The organism is Paenibacillus sp. Y916 (genome assembly GCF_056786435.1).
Genome location: NZ_JBXCJA010000004.1, coordinates 208,716 through 227,809 on the forward strand (window position 1 = coordinate 208,716; position 19,094 = coordinate 227,809).

The window sequence follows — 19,094 nt, forward strand, 5'->3', positions numbered from 1 at the left end:
TCCCTCCTTTAGTAACCCATTGCCAACCATCTTACTGAAATTGAGTAACCGCTATTTTGTATTACTTGTATAGAAGCAATAGTAAATCCTGGTGTAGCTATGGAGATTGCAGGATTAGAAACACCTGTAACCGACACTAGGGTTGTGTTCGTCGGAAAAGTTATTGGATAGATTGCTTCTGCAAGTACACCGCTTATGGTTTCAATGCTACCCCACTGAATAATGAGACCACTTGCAAGCCTTTGGTATCCGTTAACCGCAAGACTAGCAGGGTTATTATCAGAGCTATATAACTCCACCCACGGCTGATATACTCCGTCTAATTTGCGGCGAAAAAATCTTTTATCTATTCCATACGGTGTGAACGTTTGGGTGGCTGAATAATCATGAAAGGCATATGCTTCATGCAATACAAAACCACTATGAGCATAAGGTAGACCACTTAAATCTATTTCCACATAATATAAACCACCCTTCATGATGCTGTTAACACCGCTAGTCCAATTAGAAGATGCACGCTTAGAGTCCCCGAATACAAATCTCTCAGACTTTTTTCCACCGAGCAACAAAGCCCCTGCTTCACTATTTGCTGCTAAGGTTCTTTCAACATCGCTTAATACACTATATATGCTATCTGCATATTTAAGCGATGCCGTAACCGCTGGAACGTCTATCGATGTTAGAGTTACGCTATTATCCCCTGATTCTAAGATAACTGCACCACTTGTCTGAACACTCTTTGTGGTCGGTCGTGCTAATTTGTATAGTAAATTGTAAGGTTTATATCCTATTGGTGCTTGTGTTGTAGGGAGTACTGCTTTGGTGAACTCATTCAGTACCGTAGGAGCCCATACTGCATTTGTTGACCACGCCGCGTACCATCTCCTAAAGGTTGGGTGTACTAAGCCGTCCCATAATGCTCCAGAAGAACTCGACATTTTCCATCCCATGAAAAAGGCTTTGATTTCATCAGCTGTTGGTGTGTATGTGTCTCCCCAACCGCTATCGGTGTTATTAATTGTAATGAATAGATCTTTAAATCCTGATTGGATTGTCAAATACGTCTCGTCCGCATTCCCAGTAATAAATGCACCTACATTTTCCAATCGTCTACCATCATTCTTAGTTACAGAAAGATGCTCAGCGGTATAGTTAACTCCCCCTTTAGATACCCCGACAACACCTACTGCTTTTATTCCCGGAAGGCTAGTGTATAGACCCCAATTGAGTGATCCGTCCAATATAACTTTTTCCCAGTGCATAATCTTCTGAGGCTTCCCATTCACGTACTCCAGTCTATCTGTTATACCCCCTTCCCCGTTGCCATGTAACTCGGTATATGCAATTAAAGGTGTTTTACTTTGCGGCTTGAACGGATGCACTATGGATCCCCTAGTAAGAATTGGATTAACCAGTGTGTATGTCCCTGCGTTTGTATTTGTAGCATAAATACGAACTTTTTCAGATGTAGGTTCAGTAGTGAATGTAACCGTAACAACTCTTTTCTCATTCTCCAACGTGGAGTAGATCGTAGGACCAGTCGCTTCACCGTTTGAATCAATTTGAACAACAGTTGTTCGACCGTTCACCTGTGCTGAATACGTATATACTGTGCTTGGAGTTACTAGCACATCCACATAAGAGGCATCAGTAGAAACTATAGCCAGCGTTTGTAGACTATACGGACTAATAATCTGCGCCCTGTCACCCAACACCCACTCACCAAACATAGGTACTAAGTTATCCTGTACGCTTGTGATCGTCGAATTCATTACTCCGTGGATACCGGTTCCGACATACGGATATTTTGCAGCGACTTGCTCATCAGTCATACCATCGATTTTTGCGTACTCAGCGGCTGTTACTTCATAAACTCTTAAATTATCAGCATAGGCGAATTTCCCAGCAGCCCCTATAACTTTTAATACAGTAATAAATCCAGTTGCAGAATCACTCATTTTGTTTGCATCAAACTTTATGATTGTGGATGAAAACTTACTAGTATTAGATATAGGCTTAGAGACCGCATAGCTTATGTTATCAGTTAAGGAAAATACCGCATTCACGCCATCTCCATTCTTTATATCACCTACTAGAATAAACAATCGGTTTGATTTTTTCATAGCGATTTCTTTGCTTTGCATAAACCCATCGACTGCAGTATTGGTTAGTTTAATACCATTCGTACCTGTTGTCTTATTTACTGAATCTAATTCTCTAACCGCATTGACTCCTTGCCATCCATCAACTGCTTCACAACCCCCATCATCCCCCAATAAATTAATCAGAGTCCGCCCTTCAACCTTAGGGAAAGCAATAGCCGGAGCCTTTCCACCTTGAATGACTTGCGCACCGTATTTAAGTTCTGCTGAAATTTGTGAATCGTTGCTTAATTCGTTGTACAATAGTCCTACAGCTTTTTCTGTAGCTGCTACGTCCTCACGTATACCGTCCGTGGCACTAGATAGTTGGACATGTCCTTTTGTTGTTAATGTCGCATCTTCCGCTGTATGCGTAGTAAGAGTGTCATTTACAATCTTAACTGCTTTTGGCGTAGCCGACTCCGTCTCTGACGTGCTATCTACAGCGCTGTTTAGTCGTGTGATTCCTTTAACCGTTAATGAAGCATCATCTGGAATAGCTTCCGCTATTTGTTCATCCACATATGTTTTCTCCGCCGCCTTAGTCTGTAACTCCTGAAGTGATTCAGTAGTCAGGTTCATGAACCAGTTCAACCATGCTGCAGGCGGACGATCTTCTACTTCCCAACCCGTGATCCTCTTAGACTCGGGGGGTTCGATCCCTATTGCTTCCCACTCCGGTGCTTGTTTATTAAATGCCATGATAATCCCTCCTATATCGGTAATTCGTAATCATTGCCTGGTACATATACTTCTCCGAGCGTGCCCCCCATGATCATACTTGGATCAGATAATCCAAATTCGTCTCCTTGTAACCCTTCATAAATGGAAGACAGCCGAAATGTGCCCGCTAATTCAATCTGTGCAATACTAACGCCAGCAGCTACTGTCTTCTGAATGATCTTCGCGAATTGTAAAGGTGACATTCCCACCTCATTCAGTCTTTTCATGGGCATGCGAATTAATGAGAGTGATGCTGCTTCCGGCTCGTACGGATCGCTAAATTTTTCTTGAATTTGAATATCTTTATAATCACAATCTAAGGCCAGAGCAAGCACTCGTATAATCGTGTTAATGTCTGTTTTCGATAGATTTCTTGCTATCTTCGACTTTAACAGCACCCTGTACACCTCATCTGTCGCGGCACCACGTGGTTGGATGACATTTTGGCCGATACGATCCAATGTCGTACCTTGAGCTTTATCAATGTCTCTCCATTCACGCGCCTTCTCGAGAGAAGTGTTTAGCTCTTCCATTTGAGCATAGAGAATACTGATTAATTTACCGATATTGCTATTCGGATTTTTGTTGAACACATCTGTGAATCGCGATAGCATATCCTTCATACTAAACATGACGATTCACCACAATGTCCTTAGCACTAATCTGGGCGACTTGATAACGTTCTAAAGTGACGTTATCCTCTTCCAGCACATCGTCCTTACCCATCTTTAACGTAAAATCCTCTATGCCCTCAATTTGATCTATTGCGCTGATCAGCTTTTTGTATACAGCTGATGCACCCATCGATAATCCGCTGTAGTAACTGCCTCCATCTTCCCCACCAATATAACGAACTATGGCTGATCGAATCTGTTCATCTCCGTCTGCCGGATACTGTTCATTAGTCGTCAGATTGACAAAGACTTGCAGCACCACTTCTTCCGCTCGACTGAACTTCACCTCATGCCCGTAACCACCAATATCCAAGACCCTCTTTACAATATCTCCGTAAGACTCAATGCCACCCGCTCCAGTTGAAAATATAGCTTGTGCTATCTCATCCTCATCCCCACCTAACACATAACATTGATACGTATGAGGCGGTCGCCCGAAAGCATCCGGTTCGCTAGAGTAATTCTGGATGACTGTCGCCGCTCTGACCGAATTAATTCTAAGCAATGCGCCAATTAGAGCATCAATCGTAGCCGCACCACCACCAGCAACCGACTGAGTAAATAAATCACGGAATTCTAAGTCCGTCATTTTCTCTCGCCCAGCCGTGGTTGGCACGATATTCGTCACACCTGTAACATCTGGGGTTGGATTCACAATGACGATAATCGAACCCGCAGCAACATTCCCGGCCTGACCTGCTTCTACAGCTTCCACAGGAACCGTCGCTAAGCCAGTGCTATCAAAAGTTATATCTTCCGTCGTATCGAAATAAACCTTTGTTTCGGTTGCAACACGGAATCCTTGTGCCAACGTATGGCCCGATGTTCCTGTCAATTGAACAGTCCCCCGAGCATATTGATCCAATACGCGAGTAATCCCTACATGGGGACCCAGTCGATCTAAGCTACTTCCTTCTGCAGTATTTATATAACTGCTGTTGTATACGTCCTCTGCTGTCACCCACAACTTAGAGAGAAACCATGCAAAGATACGCAAAATAATTCCTAACGGCGATCTTTCAGAAGTGTTCACCTTTTCCCCAAATGTCTCTTTCGCCTTGTCATTCATCTCTGCAAATAAGTCATCAAATCGTCTGCGTTTAAACCCTGTTCTATCCAGCACCAATACTCACTCCTTCCGCCTTAATCCGTTCTCCCTCTGTACTTGTAGCATCAAATGTTACCAGCAACGTCCGAGATTTCGCGTCTATTTCGAATTTGATTAGATCCACAGACTGAATTCGTTCTTCCTGCATCAGTCCCTGTATCAATTCATCACGCATGTCTTCTTCGTTCAACTGTTTCCCCAGAAACTTAGAGAATGTAATTCCCATATCCGGATTCAGAAACCATTCACCTTTATTCGTTCCAATTCCAATATGACAGCATTGAGCGACTTCCTCGGTCCCCTCTATCAACACTAAATCGCCTGCAACATTCATTAGAAGATCTCCGGTCTCGCTTAACTTTAAAGACTGCATCCAAACACCCCCACAATGACAGCATCGTTCACGTCATGTCTTCGTTCTGTATCTACGGAAGCCACCTGCCCATTCAGAGCATTCTTGATTTCTCGATCCGCACATACAACATATACGGTATCTCCAGATTTAAGAGAGGGTCTATAGATCTGTTCTATCTCATTAACTTTGAATCGATGTCCTAGCGCAGGTATGCTCTGAATCATGGCAGGTTCACCATCGTTAGTTCGAACCAACGGCTGCACATCAGCCTTACATGTCACTTCATCAAATGAAATGACACGACATGGGAAGCCCACATGAACTGCATTCAACTGGTGAACCATCATCTGAGCAATGACTTCAGACAATGTTGAAGCCGGATCATTTCTCACATGATCGCCTCCATTTCCGTAGTGAAATCCCCAGTGCGACTAATATGATGTGTACCACCCCGAACATATAAGCGCCCTTCAAATTGTGAACATGCTAAATCAACAACAGAAGCGGTTGTTATAAGATGCTGTAATTGTGATTTGAGGTTAAAGCCTTTGAATCCACCTTCGTCAAAGCGTTCTGGTGTCCCAATTAAACCCGTCGCTTTAGCTAAGCGGAACACATGGTCTCCCCCACGACGCAAACTTCGCACATACAGCTTTCCTTTATTAATAAAAGCGGATGTACCACAGTCTTTCGCTACCTTAGTAATAATCTCAATGACATTCCCCTTGGCTGTGTAACCATCCTTATACTGATAGTCCACATTCAGCGCTATTTGAGCTATTGATAGATTTATCTTTTTTGCCATTTGCTTGATGATGTAACTAGCAGACGTATTCCTTGCAAATGCGGTTTCGTTCACTTCTTGCTTATCGTAATTCTTATCCTCACTATCTAACACAAAGATTGATGTTACCTTATCTACGCCCTCCCATCGTGTCTGAACCTTCGATATATAACCCTGCAACATAAGGCCCACATCTCCACGGTAACCACCATTCATTTGTAAGAGAGCGCCATACTTCATGTTGTTCAACGTTTTATCCGATAAGTTCCAAATCTTAATTTCACTCTCATTCGGCAAAATATCATTATCAAAAGGAATGGTTGCTTCCATTGCAAAGTCCTCCATACTAAATTTACGATTGGCGACAATCATCTCTGCAACTCGTCCAAAGTTAGTCATCCTCTTCCTCCCCACTTTCAATGACATATAAAAAAACACTCTCAGAGAGTGTTTCCCATGTTACATCTATACTGTTCTCAGATTCATCGTATGGAATGATCGAGACTTTAGGGAACCTGTGATCTATGACGTCATAAAAAAGAGGCATCGCATAAATTAATTTCTCACCTGTAATTAATACTTCCCCATCTCGTTCTAGATCGACCGTAAAGAAATCGTAATCCTCGTTATAGTTCACTTCAAAGGTAAAGAACTCGTCTGCAAGCGAAAGATCGAACCGATACGGAATGAGATTCTTTTCAATATCAATATAGTTCATATTCCCTCCTCCTCCCTTTACGTCTCCATTTCCCATGGAGTCCCTTTCTTGTGTTTAGATTTCGTCACCTTGGCAGGACTCTTAGCCTCATTCGAGATACTGCTACTTCCCTTAGTTGGACTACTCTTTTTACTTTGAGGTTGTTTCACTCCGGCGTTGGCAGCCTTGGCAACTTGTACTTTAACCGGTGTTGGAAGTTTCCCCACATAAGATGAAACTGCAATACGAACTTCCTTCATCGTCAATGTAAACGCTAATCCATCCTTAATCGTATGGTCATGCTTAGATGAGAACCCTGAGAGTAATCCAGTAAACATAGTTCGACCCGAAAAACGAACGATCTCTCCTCGATCCTGAGCCTTCACGATCATCGCCCGTGTACTATCCGCGTTGTCACCAACAATAATACCGCTAATAGAAAGTGTCCGGGCTTTACGTTGAACATGGTCACTGAGGTCAATATCCCTCTCCACAGGCTGATCAGTGATATCCACTTCAAAGCTCGGACTCTCATCCTCAACTAAGATGTAATGACCGTTAAGAATCGCCATTATCCACTCGCCCCCAATCCATTACGTCTCAGCACACTCTCTAATATTTTTTGAACTTCTTGGGCAACGATCGCTCCTACGTCCCGTGCATTCTTAACATCTCCGCCACCCTCTACAGTGACAGGTACGGTGACATTAATGGAGACACTACCACTCCTTGGTGTCGTACTGGCTGGATAGCTTCTTGCTGGATTTGCGGATGAATAAACTTTGTTCTCCGCAGCCGTCATGACTCTTTCACCCTTATGAAGTTCGGCAATATAACCATCGAAAGGAACGTTATCTAAACCAAGAGCATGACTCCCATCAGCTTGTACACCGTTAGGGATCGTTGCAATAGTCGGAATGCTGATACCCAATTTACCAAATCCGGGTATTTCCATACTTAAGATGCTATTCACTTTCGTGATCATGTTATTCAGTTTCCCTATAACCCAATTAATCCCTGTTATAAAGCTTCCCTTAATTCCTTCCCACATCCCTGTAACGCTTTGAGACATTCCATCCCACAATTCGGAGGATACCGATTTAATTGTGCCCCATACATCAGTAATAATAGTTAGAATACTATTCACTGACGTCGTTATGGATAAAATAATACTGTTCCAAATTGACGTCAACATCGTCCATATCCCAGTAAACACTTCCATTGCGTACAATCTAATTTGGTTCCAATAAGTAGCGAGTTGAATGACTAAATTACTAATGTATCCTATGATCGCATCCCATATTGCCAATCCCCATGTTACAAAAAAATTAATAACCGAATTGAATATTGCCTTGGTGAACGCTATAAATGTCGTCCATAATCCAGCTAACCAAGGCCCAATCGCGCCCCAATTTTTAAAAATCAGGATAACACCCGCTATAGCTGCTCCAACAAGTACTGCAATTCCTATAATAGGAAGAAGTGGTGCTATCATTGCCCAACCAGCAATAGCGGCAGACCACATAGCTGGAATCATGGCTACTAGAAGCACTAGCGCAACGCCCCCAAGAGCTGGAGCCAGTACATCAATATGATCAACAAAGAACCCTACAGCGTCTGAAATAAGTTCCAGTACGGGTAGCAATAATAATCCCATTGGAATTAGAATACCTGTTTCAATTTGCCTTCCCATGGTTTCAAGCGCCTCTCCTGGAGATTCAAAATTCGTCTGATTTATCTGCTCCATTGTATCCTTCGTCATATCAAACTGGCTTCTAGCTGTTCCCATAGCAGCGATAATAGGCGCATCCAATGTCTTGAATTGATCTCCCATTAGAGCCACACCTATAGAATTTCGCTTCAAGGGATCTTCTATCTCGGAAAGCTTCTGCATTATTCCTGAGAACGACTGCTTCGCTTGAGGTCCCCCATCGGTAAAAGTACTGAACATTTGATCTGCATTTAGACCAAGAGATTCAAACGCTTGTCTCGTCTCATCTGATCCACTGGTCGAAAGCATACTAAATTGTTCAATTGCAGCACCCACTGTATCTAAACTAAGCGCACCATTGCTTGATCCAGCAGCTAAAGTATCGAACATTTCATTAGCAGTAAACCCTAGCTCCTGAAATGGTTTAGAGTATTGGTTAGCCGTTTCTACAAGCTTACCTGATTGATCTAATCCACTTTGCGCTCCTTGCGCTAATAGTCCCATAGATTGTTCGGAAGTTACGCCAAAAGCTTGCATCATCGTATCTGCAGTCTTTACAGATTCTGTGACGCTATAACCAAATGCCTCCTCTAATAATAAAGCATTCTTAGTCGTATTCTGTAAGTCATCTCCGGTCTGCTTCGTGATCTGCATCGTTGTTGATATCGCGCTCCCCAAATCTTCCCACGACTTACCGAAATTCTGATTGTATAAATTATTAGCGACATCCTCGGTTACCTTCATCTGCGCATTAGTGGCACCTGTCGCTTGTTGAATCGATGTCATCGCATTAGAGTAATCACTCGCTGCATCCATTGCTTTCTTTCCTATTGATATGCCGTTACCTACAACGTTTAATTTTTTGACCAAATCCGTTAACTTAATCGTCTTCTTCTCGGCTTCTTTCAGTGCAAAGCTGACAACTTTGATGTCAACCTCATAAGTGAGATCACCGATCTTTACATCAGCCAAATAAATCACCTCATATGAAAGAAAGAGTACCCGAATGGGTACTCATTTCTTATTCATTTCCTTTTTTTGATGCTCCATATAAAGATCCAAAGCTGCATTCGCTTCTGCTAGATCGTCATGATCCATCTTATCCAGATCACTATATGAAATTTTCATATCCGATAACATCAAGCGCCACATATGCCAATTCTCTTTAGCTTTCCTGCGAGCTTCCGCCTTGCTTATTGTCATCCTCTTCACCATCCTCGTCTTGACCCGAGATGAATGAGTACGCTGCATTGATGACTTCGGTATATTCCTTATAATTCGAGAAATCATCAATTTTCATTTTGGGATTAACGACAACGTGCTTCAGCACTTCTTCGGCCAGACGTTCCTCAAGAACAACACCATGCTTGTTCATAGCTGCATCCTTAATTTTGGATACGGTACGTACACCTGGATGTTGGAACATATACTCCTTCTTCAATGCTTTAGATGTATAATTTTTCTGTTTAAACATGAATGATCGTCTCCTCTAGTTTACTCGACCACATGGTCAAGACATTGAATTTCATACTGGCGGTCTTCCGCTTCATTACCGTAAGTGCGTGTAGCTGGCTTTTTAACAAAAGCTTGTGTCACTGTAATTGTTTCCTTAGGTTCGCCATTGAAAATAATTGAGATCGGCACAAGCTTGCCTGTACGTGCTATCTTATCCAGGAATGCAACCTGTGGACTGGTTGGAAATAACGTCAACGTGAGCGTCCCCAATGGGTTATTCACCTTTGTCATTACAACGTCACCCTGAGAACCTACCTTTGCTGTTTGTGCATCCTCATCCTTCTCAAACTCCACCATATCCTCTGAGAATCCAGTGATATATACTCCATCAATCGTCACAGTTAGATCCATCGGATCATAAGTTGTTGCCATATTTATCTCTCCCTTTTATAGCTTAATAACGCCGCTAATTTTAGTTTTGTGAATAGCTCCTGCCAATTCAAATGAGAATGAACCATCATTGTATTCCCGCTTCTCACGATCCGCTGGGTCCACTTGGGAACGCGGCTTAAAGGTTGTGCTATATAACGGTAGACCTTCATCATCTTGAGCAATCATGCCATTCATATCCGCACGCTTCAGTACAGTCTTAACTTCCCCCTCAATCTGAGAAATTCCAGTATTATCGTACCGAACCTTGTCTTGTCGATTGAAAAGTTTCTGTACAGCCAGTTCGATACTTTGCGTAATATAATCCTGGGAATGAATAATATCGATATACTCACCACTAACGGTCTTACCTTCACTTGTAACGTCATCACCTGCTTTGGTGACATACGTATTCGCACCAAGATCATGAATATTAAGTAATTCCGTTGTATCCATATCTACAGGTGCAATTCCACGCAACGTTAGATTCTTCCATGTCAGAGCCCCAGGCGATGTTGATGCTGCTCGACCCGCCCACGCTGCTTCGGGAAAATTGGATACATCTGCATGATAAAAAACGGCTGTACGTGTAAATTTTTTAGCCTTCATTGCAGTGAGGGTTTCTTTATCACTACTACGGGCGATAAACATCCGCGTACCATTCTGTTCCACTGCCTCAGCAATAGCTGTCATATCAGCAAGTTCGGTAGAAGTAGATATAAGGAAATACCAATCCTTAGTAAATATCTTCCCTACCAAATCCTCTAGCGTTTCTCCTACCGTTTTATGAAGCATAATGGCAATTTCAGCGGGTGAATGGTCACCCTGATTCAAGAGCGCATAAGCTGCCTTATACACTTCCGTATTCTCTGCAAAATCCTTCTTAACGGCATCTAAATCAGCATACCTTGTATACTCCATCCCACTTACGCTCTCACCAATAATCATCGGTTTGCCAAAACCGAGTTTCGGTGTTGGACGCTGAATATCAATCGTTACAGTTACATCATTTCTTACTGACAAAGTCCTCAACTCCTCTGAATTTTTGTTTGTTGTATCCATTCTAAATCTGATTCCAAGATATCCAACGTTCGGAACTCCACGTCAAATCCTTCACGACGCTCCCATACCGTACCGTTCTGAATATCTCGATTGCTTACTGATCCTACTTTCGCTACAACCACATTAACCTTTTCTTTCAGTTCTACATGTCCCTCTGACTTAAACCATTCCCGAGCGGCACATGCATTGTGTGTGCGGATTGCCTTGTCGTCAGCGAAAGATAAGAACGTCATCGTGAAATGTACCGTCTCTGTCTTAACGAGCTTATCTCCCACTTGCATGACAACGGGAAACCCACGACTACTATGGAACACATCTGAGAATTCGCAGGTAACCAGTCCACCTGTTAAATTGCCAATCGTTCCAACCGTTACATTGACTTCGTTATCGAGGTGAGCAGATAACCCCTCGATAATAATCGTACGAATAGTCTCCAATGCAAGCATAGGATCCTCCTTTCTTCGTAACTTTAACTTCAACAAACCATAGAGTGGTCTTACCTCCTTTCCCCCGCACCGCACCCTTGACGATTCACGTCTAAGGTCAATGATCTGACCCACAGCACAGCCGAGTTCTGCAACGATAAGGGGTAGCAGATACACCCGAGAGTGTTCCTCTCTATGAATCTACTATATCTTCGAACCCCCGCCAGAAGACTGTCACGTTGCCGCCAGTTTACCGTCATTGTTCTAAATCACTCCCCAAAGTTTCAAGCTTTCTGTGATCATGGTTATCCCCTTCTCCAGCCTACGATCTACAGTCCGCTCACTCATGATGCTCCGAAATTGTATAGATGTAAGAACATAGCTCCTTGACTTGAAATACCTATGGTCTATAATCCGTTTCACTTCATCATCTAATATAAGGGCGTGTGCTAGTTGAATATGCTCAACTAAATGCTTGTACGCCTTACTCACTTGCTCCTCTTGCAGCGTTAGCTCCTGTTTATGGGACAATCCCGTAATCATCTGACACATCTTAGGGTAATCTCTCAAAAGTGCTTTCGTAGCTTGCTTGTCATTTTTAGTAACTGCCAATAAAACAGAGTTCATCATATAACCTCCTACAACTCGTATTGATATAAAGGATCAAATGGTATTAAGTGAAGTTCCAATACTTACCTTGTGTAATTAATGTAAGGTAATCACGACATTTTGTAAAAGCCCATATTAGACTGAATTGGATCGTTTTAGGTTGATTTTGTAGGTTTTGTCGTTAATTCACGACTATTATCTTGTGTTTACTGGTATATACGACATACAATAGTATTGTATATCCGTCTTCACATCGTTATAATAGGTTATACATGTCGGTAATCCCGACAATAGATGAGGGAGTGGACAAGGTGAGTATCGGGGATCGAATCAAAGAACAACGCAAATTAAAAAAACTTACACAAGCTGAGCTAGCTGAACAAGCTAACTTGTCCCGCTCCTATTTAGCGGATATCGAACGAAATCGTTACAACCCTAGTGTAGATACGTTGAAATCTATAGCGAACGCACTTCATATCAATCTCTCACTACTGATTGAGGAACAGACCTATGACGCGAACACATTGCCCGAATGGGCCACATACAAGGATAAAAGAGACTTTAAGAAGATGCTTGAAGATGATGGGGAATTAATGTTTGATGGAATACCACTTAACGGAGAAGATAAGCGCAAAATTAAAGATGTACTCACGGGATTGTTCTGGGAGGCCAAGCATATGAACAAAGAAGCTCGTAGAATAGGTCAAGAACAAAGACAAAATAACAAAGACTAACGGTTAGGGTGAATGCTATGGATGAACTTGTTAATAAACTTATTCGCAAATATAAAACGAATGATCCCTTTGCCATCGCCCTCAACATGAACATTTCCATTCGTTATGCTGATCTGGGTAATCACACGCGGGGGATATATCATAGAACACTTCGTCGGAGATTCATTATATTACATAATCAGCTTTCACCTGAATGGCAACGTTTTATTTGCGCACATGAATTAGGCCATGATCGCCTTCATAAAGGGATTAATCGTTTCTTCATAGATGAGCATTCTTTCTTTCATGCGGGGAGATACGAACGACAGGCTAATCGGTTTGCGGTTCATCTTTTAACGGCAACCGATACCCTGTTGCCTAATGAATCCGTCCAACATTTCTTACAACGAAATCATATACCTGAAGAAGTGTATCCATTCTATTATTAGCTTGTTTCGCACGCCCAAAAATAGAACATACGTTCCTTGCTGGCGGTATTATGTGAAAATAAGCAAACAAAAAAAGCCCTTGATTATCAAGGGCTTCGAAGTTGTATATTTGGAGCGGGTGATGGGAATCGAACCCACGCTATCAGCTTGGAAGGCTGAAGTTCTACCATTGAACTACACCCGCATAAATAATTAAAGATCGGGACGACACGATTCGAACATGCGACCCCCTGGACCCAAACCAGGTGCTCTACCAAGCTGAGCTACGTCCCGTTATCTATCTTACTTCAATAAAAATCTTTAAGAGTACGAGAAATAATATACCACGAATTCCTATACATTGCAACCATAAAATTACGAATAGTTATAAAAAAGGCGTATCCAATCATATTCTCATTGGATACGCCTTTATAAATTCATTCATTCATTTATTTCTGTTCGAATGTCACTTCAGGAGACATTAATTTATCATAGAAGTCAGCTGATTTGTCTTTGTCTTTCGTCGCTCTTAGAGCCATAGCAGAACGTGGATGCTCATCTAGAGATCCCGTAATCATGTAAGGGATGATATATCCCCACTCTTCCTTTTCACGTAAAGGAATCATGAGTTGTTCGATCACATCTAATACAGGACGTAGCTTGTATTGTGTGTTCTTTAGTTGTGAAACGAGTAGCTCGGTAGGACAATTCCCTGCTGCACGACCCATACCGTACACGGAAGCATCTAACATTTCAACACCGCACTCCGAAGCAAGCGCTGTGTTCGCGAACGCTAGTTGAAGGTTATTGTGGGCATGAATACCAAGACGTTTATTTGGCAAATGAGTCTGGAACTTCTCTACCAAAAATTTAATATCTTTATGATCCAAACTTCCGTAAGAATCTACAATATAAACTACATCAACGACGCTCTCTTTAATCATCGCGAATGCTTCAAGTAATTCATGCTCCATTACATTGGATAGAGCCATAATATTAATTGTCGTCTCATAACCACGATCATGGAATGTTTGAACAAGCTGAAGTGCTTTATCAACGTCCTTGACGTAACAAGCTACACGAATAAGATCAATCATGCTCTCTGAGCGATCTGGAATATCGTTCTCATCCACACGTCCGATATCGACTAATGCAGATAATTTCGTAGTTCCCTTCTGAGGAATGACTTTACGAAGGAATTCATCGTCTAGGAATCTCCAAGGACCTGCTTGCTCTGCGCCCTTAAGCAATTTAGGAGAGTTCTTATAGCCAATCTCCATATAATCAACACCAGCTTCATTCAAGCCTGCATATAGTTTCTGGACAAATTCAACACTGAAGTCCCAATTATTAACTAGACCTCCATCACGAATGGTGCAATCTACAATTTTACTTTGATTCAACTTCATATTTCTAACTCCCCTCACCTATACAATATTATCCCATCATACTAGAATGCCGATCTCAATGTAAAGGGTAAGCGGTTCATTGCAGCGTATTATTCAGTATCATTATGTACACATGAACAATTCGGAGTTTCTTAATAAGTCTGAAGTGACGCAATCAGTTGTGTCGAACCTTCCCCTACTTCACCCTTGTTTAGATTACCCATCGTAGATACGACTACTTCCTTCGCCACAGAACCGGTTAAAAGGGCAACCGATGATCTCCAATCTCCGAAGCCAAGTGGTGTAAAGAATGGAGGATTACTTTGTTGCTGTAACCGAAAGCGGAAGGCAAGAATATCGTACACTATGAGCTTCAACGGGGTGTGAATACATCGTGCGGAAACAAAAAATGAGTAGAACAATTACAGAAACGTCAGAATAAAAAAACTGCCTTTCGGTGCCCTTACCTCGACCGATCCTTCCTCGGTTACATGTACCTAGCTTCACTAGGCACGCAGTTGCATTTTGTACAACTAAATTCAGCCTTTATCCTCTTCAGCTAATTTTAATTGCAAAATCTACATCTAAATTACTGGAAATTCCACTTTTCAGCGTTATCGCCATTTCTAAGTGTAGATTTGCAACTAATTCTCTCTTACGCTACTTTTCCTGCTATTTAAATGTACTTTATACATCTATTCTAGTATATCAAAAGGAATGAGATTGCAGCGAGTTTACGCTTCAACCTCATTCCCTTCCTACCCACTTACTTTTCCACAATCCAAAAATAGCTGTTCCTCTTTGATTCATTCCATCGGTATCCACTATATCTACTATTGGAAGCTTTCTTATTTCTTCAAGCGATCGATCACGCTCTGCAATTGGTGCTCCTGAATTACTTTGCCTCCATAGCGGACTTCATTGTAAAGTGAGGTTACGTCTTGCACCACCGAGGGAGACAGCGTAGCACCCTTATTCTTCTGAACTTGTGCCTTTAGTGTCTTTATTGTCTCTTGTTCCCCTTGCATTCCCTGTGTCTCATATATCCCCTGTATCTCCTCCGCAACTTCATTGGGAGTTTGAGATGTAGAGTACACTAATCCCTGTTTAATTGCTGTTCTAACCATGTCCTGGTAGTAGTAACGAACCTTCCCATGATGATCTTCTGGAGGCGGATTATTCTTGCGTCTAAATGAACGTGAACGCCGTTTAACCTCAATCTTCTCAACCGTATCCAAGTAAATATGTTGATCATCACATTGTTTACGGGGTGATTCAACCCTAGCTCCAAACTTCGCCAGTAACTCTCCTATTTTCAAAAAGACAAAACGGACTAACTTATAGAGTGCAAACAGAACAAGTAATAGTAGAAGAATTCCTACTATCCAGTATAGAATATCCATCCATATCGACGGTCCAGCTTCTGTCGGAAGTTCACCATCCAGCATAAACGGATTTTCCATCATCTCTGGCGGAGGACTCATATTATCCGTAACAGGCTCATTCGTACTGGATAATATGTTGTTTAACCAATTAGCAAATTGAATCCATAACCAATAGAAACCTTGACTTAATTGTGTAAATGCTCCAAAGACTAACATCACCACTAGAGTAACGACACTCCAGTTGCGATTCACTTTTACCAACCCTTTTAGTGGCCCCTGTTGAAGAGACTCACTCGATACCTCTCGGCTAACCTGCTCAGAATTCAGACGAAGTAACCATGAAGAGAGTGAGATGACACCCGCTATATATAGCAAACCTGCTTCCCAAGGAGACAAGGATAGTTTCGTAGCAAACATCGACAGGACTAACGTGCAGCCAATGCCTGCTAATTGATATTTGAGGGGAAATACCCATTCCCGATTATCATTACCGAGTTTACTTCCTCTAAAAGATATGATAGTGACTACCAACCCTATGATCCAGGCGCTTATAGTCATGCTACCTTGACCAGAAATCGCAAAAGCCACCCCTCCTACAAGCAGTATGCAGAAGTAACTTAGCCAGCGATGTCTAGCTCCTATAAAAAGGGTAGACGCAATCCCAACCATCCCACCGATCCACATCAAGCCAGCAGTATATATGGATGGCTGCAGCGCGATATATTGACTTATAATTAGAATAAAAGAGTAGAAAGCTACCAATTCAAAAAAGACAGCCCTAGATAATACGCTAAATCTATTTATCCCTGTTCTCAAGTTCATGCAATGGCCTCCTTGCCTGATGGCATCTCAGCATGAATGGGAAGAACCATAACAGAATTACCCCGAGAACGAAGTCTCCATACTTGCTCTTCTATTTGTTCAGATACATGACCTGTGATCAGTAAATAATCCCAAGTCTCCCCTTCATTTCTTAATTCTAACTCGTCTTTCAGAAATTGTTCAAAAGGTTGGAGACACTTCATCTGTACTTCTGCCATTGCCTTCAATATGTCGTCCAAATGAGCTTTACCGTACCCAGGTTGAATTCGTATAGCTTGTACAGACTTCGTATGATGAATCGCATTATGCCCAAACCCTACCTTCATCCCTTGCTGGATAAGATATGAGGCTGCCGTTGCTGCATAAGATAATGCTCGTTCCACCATTTCCGGATCAGAGACCACATTCCACATTTCAGCATTAACCTGGACGTTAACATATACGATCACCTCTGGATCAGCCGTATATCCTTGTTTATACACCTGTAGCTGGCCTGTCCGAGCACTTGCTTTCCAATGAATTCGATTCATCGGATCATTTCCCGAATACTCTCTCGTACCTAATATAAGAAATGGGTCCTCCACTACCCAACGTGACACTTCCAGTTCTCCTTGCCAGGTTCGATAGGATGACGGCATATCGTCGATCGATAGCAAAGTAGGGTAGACCGATAATGAAGCATTCACAGGCACTAACTTTGTATTAGAGAATAAACCGAATAAATCTCCACCTGACATGGATACCGTCTCTAATATGTACACTCCTCGGTTCTGTGCTATGAATGGATGATGCCTCGTAATTTTATTATAGGGCTTGAGCGTAAATACACTTCGATGATTCTGATATATACTACCTTTACTGATCTGCATGACCTCTTGGGATTGAAATAAAAAGGAAGCAGGCAGCATAGCCTCCAAACGAAGCCAAATGACAGGCAATCTTTTTTCATTGAGAATGATCTCTACCATCTCTAGTGAATCACCCGCATAGCAATAATCTTTGTTCAAATGACGAGAGTAAGAGATATGTCGCAACACCGGAACACCCAATATAGCAACTTGGATCAGAATGACCAGGATGCCGGCAAAGCACAACCATACAAAAGCCATAGATCACTTCACACTGCTTTCTAATTGGTCTTCGCTCGGCACTGCAATATGTTGTATTACTTCCTGCAGGAGCACTTCTGCTCGTCCTTCCTGTTGTGCAAGACGATTTCTAAATACTAATCTATGGGACAACACACTAGGCACCATATATTTGATATCATCTGGAAGAACATAATCCCTACCTCTTACAGCGGCGAATGCCTGGGTAGCCCGAAGCAAAGCCTGTGTCCCACGTGGACTTACCCCAAGCGATATATCTGCATGTTTTCTAGTAGCCTCAGCGATCTGAGTAATATAACGGAGGAGATCCTCATGTACCTTTACTGCCATATAGGAAGACTGCGCATCTACAATTTCTTGCTGAGTGACTACAGAGTTCAATTTCTGGCTAACCACTGAAGATGTCGTTCGCTTCAATATTTCAACCCCTTCATTCTCAGAAGGATACCCTAACTTCATTCTAAGCATGAATCGATCCATCTGTGCTTCCGGCAGTGGGAATGTCCCCTGATTATCTATCGGATTCTGAGTAGCTATTACTATAAAGGGTCGTCCAAGAATATGCGTCTCACCATCAACACTGATTTGCCGTTCCTCCATACACTCGAGTAAACTTGCTTGTGTGCGGGGAGTAGCACGATTAATCTCATCAGCGAGCACCATATTGGCGAACAGCGGACCTGGACGGAAGTTGAAATCCCCTTCTTTTTGATTGTAGAAGTGAATTCCTGTTAAATCAGAAGGAAGTAGATCTGGCGTAAATTGAATCCTTTGAAAAGAACATGCCATTGAATTCGACAATGTCTTCGCTAATAACGTCTTGCCTGTTCCCGGCACGTCTTCAAGTAGCACATGTCCCGAAGCTATGATGGCTGTTAACAGTAATTCCACTGCCTCTTCTTTCCCCACAATAACTCGACTAACATTTTCCTTCAACTTATTAGCTAACTCCTGAATCTGTTGAACTTCCATTATCTCCATCTCCTCTAGTAATCGCTTACAACGTTGTTGCCAATGATATAATCATAATTAAACACTGTTCATAATAATTATATCATTCAACCGCCATGGTTTCA

The 19,094-nt window shown here is 42.2% G+C and carries 22 protein-coding genes and 2 tRNA genes; 2 read left to right on the forward strand and 22 right to left on the reverse strand.

The window, feature by feature from the left end:
• Positions 1-8 precede the first annotated feature (8 nt).
• The 15 genes from AC1TO9_RS11690 to AC1TO9_RS11760 all read right to left on the reverse strand — a co-directional run bounded on the left by AC1TO9_RS11690 (position 9) and on the right by AC1TO9_RS11760 (position 12,191).
• Positions 9-2,843, reverse strand: a complete 2,835-nt coding sequence (locus AC1TO9_RS11690) for a pyocin knob domain-containing protein (protein ID WP_482059245.1) — start codon at positions 2,841-2,843, stop codon at positions 9-11.
• Positions 2,844-2,854: 11 nt separating this feature from the next.
• Positions 2,855-3,487, reverse strand: coding sequence for a hypothetical protein (locus AC1TO9_RS11695; protein WP_482059246.1), 633 nt, complete (start codon positions 3,485-3,487; stop codon positions 2,855-2,857).
• A gap of 1 nt (position 3,488) precedes the next feature.
• Positions 3,489-4,661, reverse strand: coding sequence for a baseplate J/gp47 family protein (locus AC1TO9_RS11700; protein WP_482059247.1), 1,173 nt, complete (start codon positions 4,659-4,661; stop codon positions 3,489-3,491).
• Positions 4,651-5,019 (reverse strand): DUF2634 domain-containing protein, encoded by a 369-nt coding sequence (locus AC1TO9_RS11705; RefSeq protein WP_482055460.1) that lies wholly within the window; start codon positions 5,017-5,019, stop codon positions 4,651-4,653. Before AC1TO9_RS11705 ends, AC1TO9_RS11700 begins: the two co-directional genes overlap by 11 nt.
• Complete coding sequence (locus AC1TO9_RS11710; RefSeq protein ID WP_482055459.1) at positions 5,007-5,393, reverse strand: Gp138 family membrane-puncturing spike protein; 387 nt, start codon at positions 5,391-5,393, stop codon at positions 5,007-5,009. The genes AC1TO9_RS11705 and AC1TO9_RS11710 overlap by 13 nt, the downstream gene beginning before the upstream one ends.
• Positions 5,390-6,184, reverse strand: a complete 795-nt coding sequence (locus AC1TO9_RS11715; protein WP_482059248.1) for a phage protein — start codon at positions 6,182-6,184, stop codon at positions 5,390-5,392. Before AC1TO9_RS11715 ends, AC1TO9_RS11710 begins: the two co-directional genes overlap by 4 nt.
• A complete protein-coding gene (locus tag AC1TO9_RS11720; RefSeq protein WP_482059249.1) occupies positions 6,177-6,503 on the reverse strand; it encodes a phage baseplate plug family protein in 327 nt (108 codons plus the stop codon). Before AC1TO9_RS11720 ends, AC1TO9_RS11715 begins: the two co-directional genes overlap by 8 nt.
• Before the next feature lie 17 nt (positions 6,504-6,520).
• On the reverse strand, positions 6,521-7,054 hold the full coding sequence (locus AC1TO9_RS11725) for a phage baseplate protein (protein WP_482059250.1): 534 nt from the start codon (positions 7,052-7,054) through the stop codon (positions 6,521-6,523).
• Positions 7,054-9,165 (reverse strand): phage tail tape measure protein, encoded by a 2,112-nt coding sequence (locus AC1TO9_RS11730; RefSeq protein WP_482059251.1) that lies wholly within the window; start codon positions 9,163-9,165, stop codon positions 7,054-7,056. Before AC1TO9_RS11730 ends, AC1TO9_RS11725 begins: the two co-directional genes overlap by 1 nt.
• A 42-nt stretch (positions 9,166-9,207) precedes the next feature.
• Complete coding sequence (locus AC1TO9_RS11735) at positions 9,208-9,396, reverse strand: hypothetical protein (protein ID WP_482059348.1); 189 nt, start codon at positions 9,394-9,396, stop codon at positions 9,208-9,210.
• The gene (locus tag AC1TO9_RS11740) at positions 9,359-9,667 is read right to left on the reverse strand and encodes a hypothetical protein (RefSeq protein ID WP_482055454.1); all 309 of its coding nucleotides are present in this window, start codon (positions 9,665-9,667) and stop codon (positions 9,359-9,361) included. Before AC1TO9_RS11740 ends, AC1TO9_RS11735 begins: the two co-directional genes overlap by 38 nt.
• 20 nt (positions 9,668-9,687) lie before the next feature.
• Entirely contained in the window at positions 9,688-10,080 is a 393-nt protein-coding gene (locus AC1TO9_RS11745; RefSeq protein WP_438347300.1) for a phage structural protein, read from the reverse strand.
• 15 nt (positions 10,081-10,095) lie between these two features.
• Positions 10,096-11,100: a DUF3383 family protein gene (locus tag AC1TO9_RS11750; protein ID WP_482059252.1), complete on the reverse strand. Its 1,005-nt coding sequence runs from the start codon at positions 11,098-11,100 to the stop codon at positions 10,096-10,098.
• A gap of 5 nt (positions 11,101-11,105) precedes the next feature.
• Entirely contained in the window at positions 11,106-11,618 is a 513-nt protein-coding gene (locus tag AC1TO9_RS11755) for a phage neck terminator protein (protein WP_482059253.1), read from the reverse strand.
• Positions 11,619-11,828: 210 nt separating this feature from the next.
• Positions 11,829-12,191, reverse strand: a complete 363-nt coding sequence (locus AC1TO9_RS11760; protein WP_482059254.1) for a hypothetical protein — start codon at positions 12,189-12,191, stop codon at positions 11,829-11,831.
• Between the two features lie 293 nt (positions 12,192-12,484).
• Here AC1TO9_RS11760 and AC1TO9_RS11765 point away from each other — a divergent pair, with 293 nt between their 5' ends.
• Together AC1TO9_RS11765 and AC1TO9_RS11770 are read left to right on the forward strand one after the other, a co-directional pair.
• On the forward strand, positions 12,485-12,907 hold the full coding sequence (locus tag AC1TO9_RS11765) for a helix-turn-helix domain-containing protein (RefSeq protein WP_482059255.1): 423 nt from the start codon (positions 12,485-12,487) through the stop codon (positions 12,905-12,907).
• A gap of 17 nt (positions 12,908-12,924) precedes the next feature.
• Positions 12,925-13,335, forward strand: a complete 411-nt coding sequence (locus tag AC1TO9_RS11770) for an ImmA/IrrE family metallo-endopeptidase (protein WP_482055449.1) — start codon at positions 12,925-12,927, stop codon at positions 13,333-13,335.
• 110 nt (positions 13,336-13,445) lie between these two features.
• Here the strand turns inward: AC1TO9_RS11770 and AC1TO9_RS11775 are convergent.
• From AC1TO9_RS11775 to AC1TO9_RS11805, 7 genes are all read right to left on the reverse strand, one after another.
• Positions 13,446-13,519, reverse strand: a tRNA-Gly gene (locus AC1TO9_RS11775).
• A 15-nt stretch (positions 13,520-13,534) separates the two neighbouring features.
• A tRNA-Pro gene (locus AC1TO9_RS11780) sits at positions 13,535-13,608 on the reverse strand.
• Between the two features lie 155 nt (positions 13,609-13,763).
• Positions 13,764-14,723, reverse strand: coding sequence for an aldolase catalytic domain-containing protein (locus AC1TO9_RS11785; RefSeq protein WP_482055448.1), 960 nt, complete (start codon positions 14,721-14,723; stop codon positions 13,764-13,766).
• A 131-nt stretch (positions 14,724-14,854) separates the two neighbouring features.
• The gene (locus AC1TO9_RS11790; protein WP_482059256.1) at positions 14,855-15,079 is read right to left on the reverse strand and encodes a hypothetical protein; all 225 of its coding nucleotides are present in this window, start codon (positions 15,077-15,079) and stop codon (positions 14,855-14,857) included.
• A gap of 471 nt (positions 15,080-15,550) precedes the next feature.
• Positions 15,551-16,909 carry a DUF4129 domain-containing protein gene (locus tag AC1TO9_RS11795; protein WP_482059257.1) on the reverse strand — a complete coding sequence of 453 codons (1,359 nt, stop codon included), beginning with the start codon at positions 16,907-16,909 and terminating at the stop codon, positions 15,551-15,553.
• A complete protein-coding gene (locus tag AC1TO9_RS11800) occupies positions 16,906-18,018 on the reverse strand; it encodes a DUF58 domain-containing protein (protein ID WP_482055445.1) in 1,113 nt (370 codons plus the stop codon). The genes AC1TO9_RS11795 and AC1TO9_RS11800 overlap by 4 nt, the downstream gene beginning before the upstream one ends.
• Positions 18,019-18,021: 3 nt before the next feature.
• Positions 18,022-18,990, reverse strand: coding sequence for an AAA family ATPase (locus AC1TO9_RS11805; protein ID WP_482059258.1), 969 nt, complete (start codon positions 18,988-18,990; stop codon positions 18,022-18,024).
• Positions 18,991-19,094: the final 104 nt, after the last annotated feature.